Raw genomic sequence first — 14,653 nt, forward strand, 5'->3', positions numbered from 1 at the left:
AACTGATGAGATACTTTCGTCCCGCATTGCGGGCAGATACAATCTCCGGCAGGACCCGCGCCGAAACTGTTGTTGCCAAGCCCCCCTTTTCCTTGGCCCATACCTTGGCCCATGCCTTGGCCCATACCTTTCCCCATGCCTTGGCCCATACCTTTCCCCATGCCTTGGCCCATACCTCTTCCCATACCTTGACCCTGTCCGCCGCCTTGATTCCGAGGCCCGATTCTGTCTCTATTTGGCATAACACATAACCCTTCTCTCGTCAAAATGACTACTACTTCGCGGAACTTGTTCTTGGCATATGCCCATAACTCATTCTAAGCTCATTTCGACCATATGTCAATAACCTTTGACTCCTGATCAGCTTTTTTATCCAGACCTCCTAGGTGTAACCCTGCCACACGCAGCCCGACCCTCTGAATGACTCTCTCGCTTCCGCTTTAAGTATTAAACAGAACTATGAAAACCTTGTCTCCCTCTTTTCTTCCTTTCAGCAATTCGCAGTGTCGCAAAATTGCAAGTTGTTTTTCCAGTTCCCAATCCGGCACGTTAAAATGCCTCATGAGCTCCTGTCTTGTCGACTTACCCACTCCTTTTATATAGTCGTAGATATCTTTTTGAAGCTCCGTAAGTCCCTGCGTACCTGTCTCGCCCAAATGCTCCCGATGCTTTTGGGCCAAATGTACAGCCGCCACATCACAGGATTTAGGAGGCTGCAAAGCTCCGACATAGCAATCCTCACAAAGCGCTTTTCCACGGTAATTGTAAACTTCTCCTTCGTTCAGAGAAGCTCCACATCTTTCACAATTCACTTTTGATACCGCCTCTCTGCCAGCTAATCGTTGCAAGTGTCTCCGCTGTTACCCGTTTACTTGAGCGAATACGACGCATCGCCTTACGCCCAACCCACTGACACCCACACCCACTGAACCCCCACAGTCGTCTCCTCACTTCGAATCTTTCCTTCTTTTGTTATTGGCATATGCCTATAACTGATTCTAGTCTTGTTTCAAACTTATGTCAATAACTATCTTCGGAAATAATTTACCGCGATTTAAGAATGACAGAATGGCCTCGATTCGAAAGGACAATCTCCGGCTAGGAGCTGAAGTACATATTTTTCCGAATAATATTATTGACATCTGTTCAATATATGGCTAGAATTCATTATGGCATACGCCAATACTAGAATAGGGAAAGGAAGATAATTCTATGAAAATCGCAGTTTCGTCAACTGGCACTACCCTCGAAAGTACCATGGATCAAAGATTTGGCAGAGCGGCTAACTTCGTTGTTGTGGATACCGAGACGATGGATTTCGAATCGCTTAATAATGGTGCAGCCGCTTCAGGCGGAGGAGCCGGGATTTCCGCAGCCCAGACAGTTGTGGACAAGGGTGTCGGGGCCATAATTACAGGTAATATAGGGCCGAATGCCATGAATGTTTTACAAGCAGCCCAGGTTGACATATTCAGGGGCTCTCCTGTATCGGTAAAAGAAAATATCGCCAAGCATCAAAAAGGCTTACTGGAGAGAATTGATACCTCGGTGGCTGCCCATTCCGGTATGGGGCGTTAGAGGAAAGCAAAATGAAAATTGCGGTGTTAAGCGGCAAAGGTGGTACAGGCAAGACAACTGTCGCCACAAGCCTAGCCCAGTCTCTTCCGGAATGCCAGTATATTGATTGCGATGTTGAGGAGCCCAATGGGGCAATCTTTTTAAATCCCGATCTTTCCCAGAAATTCCCGGTGCAAGTTCTTGTGCCCCAGGTGGATGATAACAAGTGCAACAAATGCGGGGAGTGTGCAAAAGCCTGCCAGTTTCACGCCATTGCCGTAGTCAAAAATAAGGTGCTTGTATTCCCGGAAATATGCCACCATTGCGGGGCCTGCATCATTGCCTGTCCGCGAGAGGCGGTTTCGGAAACGAAACGGACAATTGGGTTTGTGGAAACAAGCCGCCGGGGCCATTTCCTCCAGGGAAAATTGAACATTGGGGAACCGATCAGTGTACCGATCATCCAAGACCTGAAAAGACGTATGCATGAAGGGATTCCAGTTATTCTGGACTGTTCGCCGGGAGCGTCCTGTACCGTCGTCCAATCCATTGAAGGGTGTGATTACTGCATCCTTGTCACGGAACCCACCCCCTTTGGGCTGCATGACCTGAAGATTGCCGTCCAGGTTGTTAAGAAGATGGGTATCCCCTTTGGGGTCGTTATTAACAAGGCCACGTCGGACAATACGAGCATTCAGGACTGCTGCCGGGAAAGCCAGATTGAAGTGCTGCTGGAAATTCCTTTTTCCAAGGAGATAGCCGAAGGATATTCCCGGGGGCTGTTGCCTGTGCAGAACGAATTATGGAAAGACAAGTTTCGTAAACTCTATAAGGAAGTAAAGAAGGTACAGGCATGAAACAGATAGCGTTTGTCAGCGGCAAGGGTGGGACAGGCAAAAGCACCCTGGTGTCGTCCCTAAGCATCTTGGTGCAGGACAAAATGCTTGCCGATTGCGACGTGGACGCACCCAACCTCCATATTTTACTTAACGGAAAGACATTGAAACAGGAAGACTATTTTGGGGCCAAAGAGGCGGTCATTGATTCATCAACCTGTCTAAAGTGCGGGATCTGCCGGGAAACATGCAGGTTTGGCGCAATCAGTGAACAATTAGAAATCATCCCCATGAAATGTGAAGGTTGCGGCGCTTGCTTACTGATCTGTCCCGCGCAGGCGATTTCTCTTGCGGAGGCAAAAACCGGCCAAACCTATGTTTCAGAGACCGCACGAGGAACCTTTTCCCACGCTCTCTTGGATATCGGGGCGGAGGGCTCTGGAAAGCTCGTTACTGAAGTCAGAAAAAACACTTTTAATTTTGAGGAGAATGAAAAGTGGCTGCTGATTGACGGTTCACCCGGGATAGGCTGTGTGGTTATTGCCTCAATTATCGGCACAGATGCCGTGGTGGCAATATCGGAACCGACTAAATCCGGTCAGAGCGATCTGGAAAGAGTATTGGCGGTGGCGCGGCATTTTGAGATTCCAGCCTTTGTCTGTATCAATAAATACGACCTGAACCCAGAGATAACTTCCCAAATTGAAAGTTACTGTGCCAATAACGATTTTCCGGTGATCGGTCGGATACCCTTTGATCCGGATGTTATGAAAGCTTTGCAGAGGTTTAAAACGCCGGTGGAAACGGGGAACCCTAGGGTTACGGAGGAAATCACCGGGATCTGGATAAGGCTGACGGAGGAATTAGCTAAGCCGACTGCCAAGCAGTGAACTCGTTCTGCTCAAGTTGTGATTTCATAAGCTTGAAAAAGGCAGGCTTGAAGGGGGAGAAAACGTTTGCAAACCCGGATCAGGGAAAGGGTATGGCGTGGAAAAGGATGGATCTGTGGTAATAAGAAGGAACCGCTTCCGGTTCCTTCTTTGTTTCTGCTACCGCCGGCCGTCGTGCTGGGATCACCGAATAGCAAGGCCTTATCTAACTTTGGACACCGCGAAGAGGTTTAATATTCTGCCGGGAGTTCTTCTAATTCCTTGAGGCTAAACACCGGGCCGTCTTTGCAAACAAATTTAGATCCGATATTACATCGGCCGCACATGCCAATCCCACATTTCATTTTCATTTCCAGGGAAGTGTAGATGTCGTCCGGCGTAAAGCCAATCTTTTTTAATACTGGGATCGTGAATTTAATCATGACCGGCGGACCACACACCAAAGCAACCGTATTTGAAGCTTCTTTAACAACTTGTTCGGTTACCGCCGGTACAAAACCAACTATCCCGTTCCAGCCTTCAACACCTCTATCGATTGTAAGCTTTAAGTCAAGATCATCGCGTTTTGACCATTCGCTTAATTCGGCTTTATACAACAACTGGTCAGGATTTCTTGCCCCATAGACAACTGTTATATTCTTAAACAGTTTGCGATTTTCCGGGTCAAGTGCATAGTAAAGAAATGACCTAAGCGTTGTAAAAGCAAACCCTCCACTGATAATAACCAGGTTTTTATTGACTAATTTTTCAATAGGCCAACTATTTCCCAGCGGACCTCTTAATCCTATCACATCTCCCTTTTCTAACATGTGAAGGGAGGACGTCACCTGCCCAAGTTTCTTTACAGTGAAACTAACTACTCCCTTTTCCGTCGGCGAACTGGCAATTCCGAAAGGAGCTTCTCCTACCCCAAAGACACTAACCTCGGCAAATTGTCCGGGAATATAAGTGAACGATTTTTCTTCCTCGGGGTTAAGAAAATTCAGGATGAAGGTTTTTAAATCTTTTTCCGGATTTTCTATGATTACATCTTTTATCTTCATTCGGTAAGGAACATATGGATTAACTTGATTATGGTTATGGCCGGATTCACAGCTGCAGGTCATCTTTCCACACCCCCAATAACTTTAGAGCTTCTCTCACATCGAAATTCACGGGACATTCCGCCACACACCGTCCACAGCCAACACAGGCGATCACGCCATAGTTTTGGGGGAAATAATTGAACTTGTGCATGATTCTTTGCCGGATTCGTTCTTTACCGGTCGGACGCGGATTATGGCCTGAACCATGCAGAGTGAAAGAACTATACATGCAACTATCCCAGCTCCTGACCCTCTTTCCTTCCGAGTCCAAGGTCATTTCGCTGATATCAAAACAATGACAAGTCGGACACAGATACGTGCAAATCCCACAGTTAAGACACTTCTGATACAATTTCTCCCAAACAGAATCGTTAAAATCAGGCATGTTATTTAAAGCTAGGGACCTAAATTCAGCTTCATTTAAACGGGCCGGATTACCATTTAGCTCGTCAAATATCTTTTGTTCCTTTGACTCGGCGGGAGTAAACGGGGCTTGTTCAAGGATTTCTAAGCCTGTATCGCTACCAGATTGGGCAAGGTACCTATCTTCAAATTCCACTAATAATATATCCGAGCCTTCCGATGATAAGGGATTAATCCCTATATTTTGGCAAAAACAGGTTGGCCCGAGCTCCCGGCAGCCAAGCGAGATGATTAGCGTATTTTTACGCCGTTGACAATAATAAGGGTCTTTATATTTTTCTCCGTCGAAAACGTTATCTAAAAGTTTGATACTCTTGGCATCACATGGCCTCACCCCAAAGAGGATTAAAGGTTCTGTCCGAGATGTTTCCTCCACTATCTCGCCTGATTTTTCTTTCTCTACTCGATAGCGGATTAAAGTTTCCCATTGGGGGAAGAACACATCTTTGACAGGTTTCAGGGTATTGGTATACTCTCTTAAATCCAGCTCGTCACCCACCCAGGGCAGGAAAAGATATCCCTCCTCCTTACGCGTTGGGACAAGTACTTTTTTGCCTTCGCGCTGTTTTTTTAACCACGATAAAAAATCATCTTTCCTTATTTGATAAATCATTCGTGCCCGCCTCCTTTAGCCAAGAAAGGTTGAGGGTCATCATATTGATAGGTGTTTAGGGGCAGGATCTGATCCTCTTTTAATCCGGCTTCAAACTGATAGAGACTTCCAACCTCCATCAGCAGTTTGTGATTAAGCAAACGTAAGTTTACTCCCATCGGACAGGCCCTCTGGCAAGATCCACAGTCTACACAGCGTCCGGCCACATGCAAAGCCCTTATTAAGTGAAAGATCAAATTATCACCAATATCAGTTGTTTTTCCTATCCATTGAGGCAAACTTTTCTCGGCAAAGCATTCCTTACAATAACAGGCAGGGCAGACATTGCGGCAAGCATAACAACGTATGCATTTTGACACTTCACCATAAACGTAGGCTTTACGTTCCTCCGCCGAAAGTTTCTCGAATTCCAAAACATCATCATATCTCCGCTCGGCGATGGTACTTACTTCTCGAATCTCTGAGCCGTCTTCGATTAATTCATCATAAATTACCGGAACCTTCACTTGGCAGCCGGCACAACTCGCGGACAATGGACAGGCGGCCCCTATGATATAAAGATTCTCTCTCTTTATCTGATTTTCCGTAATCAGATTGACAAGGGAACGGCTGTCGCACCCTTTGACGATAATGGCCGCTTTGCGCTTTTCCTTCAACACGTATTTAGCGAGATTGAGTGAACAGCCATTGTCCCAAACAAGGGATTCACAATCCTCTTTAGCGCTTATAAAGGAGGGGGTGCTTTTACCCGGCACGGTCCCCGCGGCAAAACCGATAACGACTTCTACCTTGCCATCTTCTAAGAGCCGGCGAGCTTTCTCTTGAATCTTGCTCAGGGTATTTGTATCAGTCATCAACAACACTCCCCCATCGATCCCAGACTCCAAGTTTGCTTACTTGATCGGTTAGTGTATTTATCCTCGCGGCAAATCGATTTCCTTCCGCGGCGGAAATCCAATCAAACTGCACACGTTCAGGCTCAACTCCGACAAAATCCAGCAGTGACTTTAAGAGGGAAAATTTACGTCTGGCTACGAGGTTACCGCTGGTATAATGACAGTCTCCGGGATGACAACCTGATGTGAGCACCGCGTCGGCATTCTTAAGGGCAATCAGGATAAAGAGAGGATCCACTCTCCCGGAACACGGTACTCTTACAACTCTAATATTTGGCGGATACTGGAACCGGCTAATTCCGGCAAGATCCGCTCCGGCATAGCTGCACCAATTGCACAGAAACGCGACAATTTTACGATCGTCCTTAGCGTCCATCTCGTCCTTAGCGTTCATCTCATTCTCACCTCAATTCATTTGTCTTAGCATCGCCACAATTTGCTCGCTCTTAAAGCCCCTTACGTCAATCGCGCCTGAGCGGCAAGATGCAGCACAAGCTCCACAGCCCTTACACAGTGTCGGATTCACCTTGGCGACCTTCTCGTTTTGATCAACCGCAACCGCTTTAGCCGGACAAATACTTTCACAAGTTCCACAACCGGTGCAATATAAAGGATTGACCTCGGCCGTTAATCCTCCGGCCGCAAGCGACTTCTTATTAAGAATGGTACAAGCCCGGGCGGCGGCGGCTTTTGCTTGAGTCATGGCCTCAGCAAGAGGTTTGGGCCCATGCGCTAAACCGCATAAGAACACTCCATCCGTGCTAAAATCTACGGGGCGCAGCTTCATATGGGCTTCAAGGAAAAACCCGTCTTCATTAAGCGGTACTTTAAGGGCTTTCGATAAGTCCAAGTTATCCGCAGCGACTGTAGCCGCCGCCAGACTCACAAGGGAGGCCTCAATCTCTATTTCTTCACCGAGAATTGGATCTTCACAGGTAACAAAGATTTTGTCCCCTTCCCGGCGAAGCTCGGGCAGGTGGTCTTCGTCATAACGAATAAAAATTACCCCTTTCCGGCGAGCCAACCGATAAAATTCTTCTTGATAACCATACGTCCTCATATCTCTATAGAGGACAAACACGTTGATATTGGGATTAATCTCTTTGGCTCTCAAAGCAATTTGAACCGTCTGTGAGCAACAGACCTTACTGCAATAAGGATGCTCCAGATTGCGTGATCCTACACAATTTATAAGAACTAAATTAGTCACCTTTTGGAATTCATCGGCATGCTCTCCTATTATCTCTTCTACTTCTAGGTGAGTTTTCACCAAAGGACTCTGACCATATAAATATTCTTTAGGCCGATATTCTTTGGCCCCGGTAGCGACGATGACAACTCCATGATTCAATACCTCTTGCTTGGCACCGGTTTCGATTGTCGTTTTAAAGTTTCCGACAAAACCGGCGACTTCTTTGATGATGGTATTGAGGAAAACTTGAATCAAGGGATTGTTCATTACTTGTGAGCGTAAATTACTTATTTCTTCTCTAATGGACTCGCCTAAATGGTTAAACTGAAGTTTATTGGCTAGCCCGCCAAGAGCACCCTTTCGTTCAACTAAATAAACCTCATAATTCTGCGTGGCAAGGGCGAGGGCAACCGTCATTCCTGCCGCACCGCCCCCTATAACCAGAGCTTTGGGCTCGACAGGCACACTTAAGGCTTCGATTGGCTCTAACAACCGGGATTTCGCAACCGCCATTTTAACCAAGTCGATGGCTTTGAGCGTCGCTTTTTCTGGTTCATGCATATGCACCCACGAACATTGATCCCGTATATTAGCCATTTCAAACAGGTAAGGATTGAGTTCAGCTTCTCTTAACGTCTCCCGGAAAAGCGCTTCATGGGTACGTGGACTGCATGAGGCGACAACCACGCGATTAAGCCCTTTTTCTTTAATGAGCTCTTTAATCTTGATTTGGGTATCTTGTGAACAGGTATACAGATTATCTTCAGCATAAACCACATTAGGAAGGGTTTTAGCCATTTCAACCACACGTTTGACATTGACCACGCTGCTAATATTAATTCCGCAGTGACAAATGAATACCCCAATTCGTGGTTTTAAACCGAATACGTCTCGTTCGGGCGGATAAGTCTTGACCTTAACTAAGGAATTTTTGGCGCTGGATAACAGTCCTGAAGCCTCGCTTGCCGCGGCGCAAGCTTCAGTGACCGTTTCGGGGATATCCTTCGGACCTCCAAATGCACCCGCTACGAAGATCCCTTCCCGAGTTGTTCTAATCGGGGATGATCCATAAGTCTTAGCAAATCCGTAGTCGTTTAAGTCAAATGAAGCGGTCTTTGCCAGCTTATTACTATCTTCAGCTGCACATAGCCCAACTGACAGTACAACGAGATCAAATTCTTCATAGGAAATTTTTCCATTCTCTTGGGCATACCGCAAACGAAGATTTTGCGTATCGGAAACTTCTTCAACAGCATAGATGCGGGATCGAATAAAGTGGACACCTTTCTTTTTAGCATTCTGATAATACTTTTCGAAGTCCTTGCCATAACTCCGCATATCCATATAAAAGATGGTTGTATCCAGGGGATAAGGACTGTGCTCTTTGGCGATAACCGCTTCCTTAATCGCATACATACAGCAGACACTCGAACAATAAGGTTTATCATCTTTAAGCGTACGGGAACCCGCACATTGAATCCAGGCAATCTTTAGCGGTTCTTTCTTGTCCGAAGGACGAACCAGGTGTCCCCCAAACGGGCCTGAGGCGCTGAGCAACCGTTCAAACTGGGTACTCGTTACCACATTGGTATAGGCATCATAGCCAAAATTCTTCAGCTTTTCGGCCGGAAACTCACTAAAGCCGGGAGCATACAAGATAGCTCCCACCTTAATATCCAAGGTTTTCTCAACGTCGAAGTGATTAATACAATCCGCTTTACACACCTTTACACACTGCATACATTCCGAACATGGTCCACAATTAAGACAACGACCGGCTTCCCTCTGCGCTTCTTCCGGCTTCAAGCCTTCAACATATTCCGCAAAGTCTTTAATTCGGTCCGCCGGATTCTTTGCACCCGGCACTGCCCTTTTAACTTCAACCAAATTCTTGGGAAGCGGCTTTTGTTCCAGGGGTTGGGGGCGCTTGGGACGGTTGCCGGCCAAATCCTCGCCCTCTAGATAACGTTCAATGGATATTGCCGCTTCCTTGCCCTCGGCAACCGCTTGAATCGCAATTCCCGGTCCCGTACGGATTTCACCGCCGGCAAAAACCCCGGGAATTGAAGTTGCCAATGTGACCGGATCCGTGGCAATGGTCCCTTGTTTGGTGCGTTCAAGAGTTAAGGGTAAATACGAAAGGTCCGGCATCTGCCCTACAGCCGTGATCACCATATCCACAGGGATAAATTGCTCTGAGTTAGGTTTAGGCTCCGGACGACGTCTGCCCGTTGCGTCGGGTTCTGTTAAACGCATCTCGATACAGGTCATGCCTATAAGCGTTTCTCCCTCTTGGGTAAACGAGGTCGGGGTCAAGAGGAATTTAAATTGGATACCTTCTTCGATTGCCGCGTTTATCTCTTCATCACGGGCCGGCATCTCTTCGCGCGAACGCCGATAATACACTGTTACTTCCTCAGCGCCAAGACGCAAGGCCGAGCGAGCCGCATCCATCGCGACATCGCCGCCGCCAATAACCGCCACTTTCTTGCCAACATCGAGGGTTTCGCCTAAATTAACCCTCCGTAAAAACTCAACTCCGCTAAAAACTCCCCCTCCTTGTTCTCCCGGAATATTTAAGCTTCTATTTTGATGAGCGCCCGTTGCCAAAAAAACTGCTTCATACCCTTGATTTTGTAAGTCTTTAATGGTCAAATCCGCTCCCAGGGGGGCGTTTGTCTTAATTTCTACTCCGGCGGACGTCAAGTAAGAAATTTCCTTGTCCAGCACCCGGCGAGGCAAACGATAATCCGGAATACCGACGGCAAGCATTCCACCGGCCACCGGCAATGCTTCAAAAATGCTGATCGCATAACCCTTTTTGACCAACTCATAAGCAGCACTTAATCCGGCCGGTCCTGACCCGATAATTGCCACCTTGCCTTTTTTCCGTTCAGGAAGAACGAGTAATGGACGCTGCACATTATCGCCCAGAAAACGTTTTATAGCGGCGATACTCACTGCTCCTTCCGCTTGCCCCCGACTGCATTTGGACTCACAAGGATGAGGGCAAATCCTGCCTATGGTTGCCGGAAACAAAAGGTCGTCATAAACAATTTGCGCGGCTTCATCGAACTTGCCTTGTGACGTCAAGGCGACATACCCTTGAGCGTTAACCCCCGCCGGACAAGCCCCTTTACACGGCGCCGGACCCTTCTTATCAATAGCATAAGCATTAGGATTGGCCTGCGCGTATTTCTTATAAATTGCTTTGCGCAAAGACAAGCCCTTTTCAAACTCATTTTCAACCTCAACCGGACAAACGTTGGCACATTCTCCGCAACCGGTACATTTGTCGATATCTATAAATCGAGGTTGCTGTTTAACCCTGACCTCAAAGTTACCGCTAACACCATCGACGTGTTCAACTTCTGTGTTAGTCAATATCTCAATATTCAAATGGCGGCCACATTCCACCAGTTTCGGGGAAAGAATACACATTGAACAATCATTCGTGGGAAATGTTTTATCAAGGGCAGGCATTGTTCCGCCAATTGCTGATGATTTCTCAACGAGGTAAACTTTATAACCCATCTCCGCCAAATCCAGCGAGGATTCGATGCCGGCTATTCCTCCGCCGACGACCATAACGGCGCCGATGACTTTGTTTGAGCCTTCACTCTGCTTCATTTACTTCACCCCCTCTATTTCCTGATCTAAGATTAGGGCTTGTGCGACTAATGAACATATATGCGTCAGCTTAATCCCGAGTTTAAACGTCTTACTGATATCCGCAAGCTGGTCAAAGCAGTTGTGACAAGGAACAATGAGTTTTGAGGTCCCCGTTTTCTTCATCTGCTCTGCTTTCAAACTTCCTTTCTTAATTCTAATTTCACGCAACCCTCTATCATTTTCCATTGATAAAGCGCCTCCGCCACCGCCGCAACAGATGGCATACTCCCGGTTAGGCCACATTTCTACCAGGTCAATCCCTAAATATCTGAGTATTTCACGGGGTTCCTCAATGATCCCCGTTTTACGCGCTAAATTGCAAGGATCATGGTAAGTGTACTTATCCTTAAATAAATCCGACCTTACTCTTATCTTTCCTGTTTTCAGGTAGTCAAGAACGATCTGTATAATACTTTTCACGGGATAAGAACGGTTTAGCCAAACTTCCCCTCCCCAAACCTGTGACCGTATCGCGTGACCACATTCTGTGACGACCAGGGTTTTACACTTTAATCGTGCCATGGCGTCGGCAACCATTCCTACAATCTTGGTGGAATCATCATCCCGCCCACTAAAAAGAGCTAAATTTGTCGCATCCCAGCCTACACTGCTCATGGTCCAGTTCGCTTTGGCCGCATAGAAGATCTTCGCGGTATTAAGAATATCTAGGGGATAAAACTTTGCTTCCCGTGAATTGATAACATAGAGAATATCAGCCCCGACTTTATCGATCGGGATTTTGGCATTGGGGTCTTTAACGTTTGCTTGAAGCTCTTCCTCCAACCAGACAATCGTGTCAAGATAATCCTCTTGAGTCATACCTTGTTGATTACCTGTTTCGATGTGTAAATCAGCTACACTCTGTATGTGACCCGGTGCTTGCAGGCCAAAATTACCCCGTATCGTTCTGACAATACCGGCAATGTCCACCTTCATTGGACAAAGCATGGTACAACGCTCACACATAGTGCAATACCAGATTAACGGATCATTTAAAACCTCCTCTTTTAAGCCCAACAGAACCTTGCGCATGAACTTGCGGGGATCCATATTTTCGAGAATATCAGTATAGAGGCATCCTGCCGTACACATCCCACAGCTTAAGCAATTTGTGAAATCCAGAGTATCGTTTACCGTGGCAAAAGCGTCGGCAATCTCTTGCCTGAACTGAAGATCAAAGTTTTTGGCTTCCACCTTTGACATACTCTCCCCCCTCCCTAACAACATTCAAATGACCCGAAAGGAATTCCTAAGACAGTGCTGACGATACCGTCGATAACGAAGATCGTATGGGCCCAATCTGTATACAGATTAAAGAAAGCACTCAAGGTTAATCCCGTCAGTTCACAAATTTCTTTTACCGAAGGCGCCCGTTCTCTCTCCAAGTAAGATGTTCGTACAGCCGCCATCACTTTTCGATGTTCCGAAGTAATTACCGCGATTCCCTCCTTGACCAGGATCTTAGAAATCATCTCATCCCAAATGTTTTCATCCTTAACACAAACGGGTCCCAGCGAAAGATAATGTCGGCGCACCGCGGAACTAAGAATCGAGAATCTGCTCATATTTTCCCCCCCCTTTCCCTTATTTTTGGTCCCTTGATCTTTGTTCTTGCTTTTAAATAATTGCAAGTTCCGTACCAATAAAAAAAGAAAACCCGGATTCCTTTGTTATCCGGGTTAGTGCTCCCTAACATTCCCTTAAGCGTATCGATTATGACGATTATATTCCCACTGCTGGTTCTTCTTTACTCACTTGCTCGTTTCATAACCCATTTGCTCTTTCGTTTCGTTAATTCCACCCTTGGAAGGACCTTTTCTTCCCGCTCAAGATCTCCCTGACCCCCAAGAAGGAAATCCCTGGCCCGGCAGCATACCGAACATCCAAAGAAATCGAAAAGAAGAGCGGCAGCCTAGGGACAGCCGGTTTTTCATATAAACAAAGGCACCCATATTTTGACGGATGCCTGAATCCCGAAAAATTTGCCAAAGCCGCTCACAAAAACCTAAATTTTGTACTCACGTATCTTATTATATAATGTCTTACGGGCGATTCCAAGCAACTTCGCGGCTTTTTGTTTATTTCCGCCACATTGTTCAAGAATCACTTCAATATGATGTTTTTCCCAATCTTTAAGATAAGAAAGCTCCGTAATTATCTTGCTCTGCTCAAACATATCGGGCGGTAAATCCCTAAGAAGTACATAGTCCCCTCGTCCTCGAATAAACGCATATTCGATGGCATTTTCCAATTCGCGAATATTCCCCGGATAATTATACTGCATCAGAAAATCAAGTGCGTCCCGAGCCATCCCTTTTTTAGGAGTTTGAAAATACGCATTGAATCTATGGATAAAGTGGTCTATTAATAAAGGGATGTCATTCTGCCTCTCCCGCAGCGGAGGAAGTTTAATGGGAAAGACATTTAAGCGATAGAAGAGATCCGATCGAAAGCGACCATTCTTTATATCCTCAACCAAATTACGGTTGGTCGCCGCGATAACCCGTGTGTCTACTTTATTGGTTTTTTTACCGCCAACGCGTTCGAATTCTCCCTCTTGCAATACTCTTAATAACTTAGACTGAACTTCGAGCGAAATTTCTCCAATCTCATCTAAGAAAATGGTGCCTTTGTCCGCAAGTTCGAAACGTCCTTGGTGGGTCGTACTTGCTCCAGTAAAGGCGCCGCGTTCATGCCCAAATAATTCAGATTCCACAAGAGTTGAGGACAATGTTGCGGTATTCACCTTTACGAAGGGCTTATCCCTTCTATTACTCAAGTAATGAATTGCCTGGGCAACTAACTCCTTACCCGTGCCACTTTCTCCCATGATAAGAACGCTCGAATGATGAGGTGCCACGGCTTCGATCAGTTCATAAATTTCTTGCATTTTATGATCTTTACCAACAATATTCTGAAATACGTCTCGTTTATATGCTCTTTGACGGGCACTGGCTATTTCTCTTTGGTCGGAAAGAATCTCAAATCCTCCGATAATATGGCCATCCTTATTTAATAGGGGCATAACTGAGATTTCTACGGGAATAGGAAAGCCATCTCTATTAATAATCATTACATCAGTCGAATAGCCTTTTTCTCCGTCCCTAACGACATTGCGCATCAGACAGTTCTCACCACAGCAATGCGAACCTTTAAGTAGTTGGTAACACTTTTTACCTATAGCTTCATCGCCTAAATAACCCGTTATTTTTTCCGCAGCCCTATTAAAAGTCGTAATGTTCATTTCTGTGTCCACAGTAAAAACACCCTCGGATATGCTATTAAGTATACCCTCAAAATCAATCGATTTCGGATTCATATTTATTGAACCCCCTGATGACACCATCCTTGTAATGCTCTTTATCATTGCCATCAATCTTTCCCACCGTTCTCTATATAGAAGATAACCGGTCATTCCTCCAAGCCGTTGCCGCCGTTCGACGCAATGCCTGAAGGACGAGTGGATGCCTTAGTTTGTATGGACAGTTG

13 protein-coding genes are annotated in these 14,653 nt (G+C 46.2%); 4 read left to right on the forward strand and 9 right to left on the reverse strand.

Annotated elements, in window-relative coordinates; translation table 11 throughout:
* The first annotated feature begins 5 nt into the window (after positions 1-5).
* Positions 6-251, forward strand: a complete 246-nt coding sequence (locus MNU25_RS19160; protein ID WP_240986532.1) for a hypothetical protein — start codon at positions 6-8, stop codon at positions 249-251.
* Positions 252-440: 189 nt separating this feature from the next.
* On the opposite strand, the gene MNU25_RS20810 is transcribed toward MNU25_RS19160, so the two are convergent.
* Entirely contained in the window at positions 441-812 is a 372-nt protein-coding gene (locus MNU25_RS20810; protein WP_240984974.1) for a hypothetical protein, read from the reverse strand.
* Between the two features lie 400 nt (positions 813-1,212).
* On the opposite strand from MNU25_RS20810, the gene MNU25_RS19170 reads away from it, so the two are divergent.
* The 3 genes from MNU25_RS19170 to MNU25_RS19180 are packed head-to-tail and all read left to right on the forward strand — an operon-like array spanning position 1,213 to position 3,283.
* Positions 1,213-1,578, forward strand: coding sequence for a NifB/NifX family molybdenum-iron cluster-binding protein (locus MNU25_RS19170; RefSeq protein ID WP_240986533.1), 366 nt, complete (start codon positions 1,213-1,215; stop codon positions 1,576-1,578).
* An 11-nt stretch (positions 1,579-1,589) separates the two neighbouring features.
* A complete protein-coding gene (locus MNU25_RS19175; protein WP_240986534.1) occupies positions 1,590-2,414 on the forward strand; it encodes an ATP-binding protein in 825 nt (274 codons plus the stop codon).
* A complete protein-coding gene (locus MNU25_RS19180) occupies positions 2,411-3,283 on the forward strand; it encodes an ATP-binding protein (protein WP_240986535.1) in 873 nt (290 codons plus the stop codon). The genes MNU25_RS19175 and MNU25_RS19180 overlap by 4 nt, the downstream gene beginning before the upstream one ends.
* A gap of 230 nt (positions 3,284-3,513) precedes the next feature.
* On the opposite strand, the gene MNU25_RS19185 is transcribed toward MNU25_RS19180, so the two are convergent.
* The 8 genes from MNU25_RS19185 to MNU25_RS19220 form a co-directional block, all read right to left on the reverse strand.
* Positions 3,514-4,389: an FAD/NAD(P)-binding protein gene (locus tag MNU25_RS19185; protein WP_240986536.1), complete on the reverse strand. Its 876-nt coding sequence runs from the start codon at positions 4,387-4,389 to the stop codon at positions 3,514-3,516.
* Positions 4,373-5,404 (reverse strand): 4Fe-4S dicluster domain-containing protein, encoded by a 1,032-nt coding sequence (locus tag MNU25_RS19190; protein WP_240986537.1) that lies wholly within the window; start codon positions 5,402-5,404, stop codon positions 4,373-4,375. The genes MNU25_RS19185 and MNU25_RS19190 overlap by 17 nt, the downstream gene beginning before the upstream one ends.
* The gene (locus tag MNU25_RS19195) at positions 5,401-6,258 is read right to left on the reverse strand and encodes a 4Fe-4S dicluster domain-containing protein (protein WP_240986538.1); all 858 of its coding nucleotides are present in this window, start codon (positions 6,256-6,258) and stop codon (positions 5,401-5,403) included. The genes MNU25_RS19190 and MNU25_RS19195 overlap by 4 nt, the downstream gene beginning before the upstream one ends.
* Entirely contained in the window at positions 6,251-6,676 is a 426-nt protein-coding gene (locus tag MNU25_RS19200; RefSeq protein WP_240986922.1) for a hydrogenase iron-sulfur subunit, read from the reverse strand. The genes MNU25_RS19195 and MNU25_RS19200 overlap by 8 nt, the downstream gene beginning before the upstream one ends.
* Positions 6,677-6,706: 30 nt before the next feature.
* Positions 6,707-11,122: an FAD-dependent oxidoreductase gene (locus MNU25_RS19205; protein WP_240986539.1), complete on the reverse strand. Its 4,416-nt coding sequence runs from the start codon at positions 11,120-11,122 to the stop codon at positions 6,707-6,709.
* Positions 11,123-12,367 (reverse strand): (Fe-S)-binding protein, encoded by a 1,245-nt coding sequence (locus MNU25_RS19210; RefSeq protein ID WP_240986540.1) that lies wholly within the window; start codon positions 12,365-12,367, stop codon positions 11,123-11,125.
* 14 nt (positions 12,368-12,381) lie between these two features.
* Complete coding sequence (locus MNU25_RS19215) at positions 12,382-12,729, reverse strand: TusE/DsrC/DsvC family sulfur relay protein (protein ID WP_240986541.1); 348 nt, start codon at positions 12,727-12,729, stop codon at positions 12,382-12,384.
* Positions 12,730-13,169: 440 nt separating this feature from the next.
* Positions 13,170-14,483: a sigma-54 interaction domain-containing protein gene (locus MNU25_RS19220; protein WP_240986542.1), complete on the reverse strand. Its 1,314-nt coding sequence runs from the start codon at positions 14,481-14,483 to the stop codon at positions 13,170-13,172.
* Positions 14,484-14,653: the final 170 nt, after the last annotated feature.

Origin of the sequence: Acididesulfobacillus acetoxydans, assembly GCF_902729405.1 — a bacterium.
Classification (GTDB): Bacteria; Bacillota; Desulfitobacteriia; order Desulfitobacteriales; family Desulfitobacteriaceae; genus Acididesulfobacillus; species Acididesulfobacillus acetoxydans.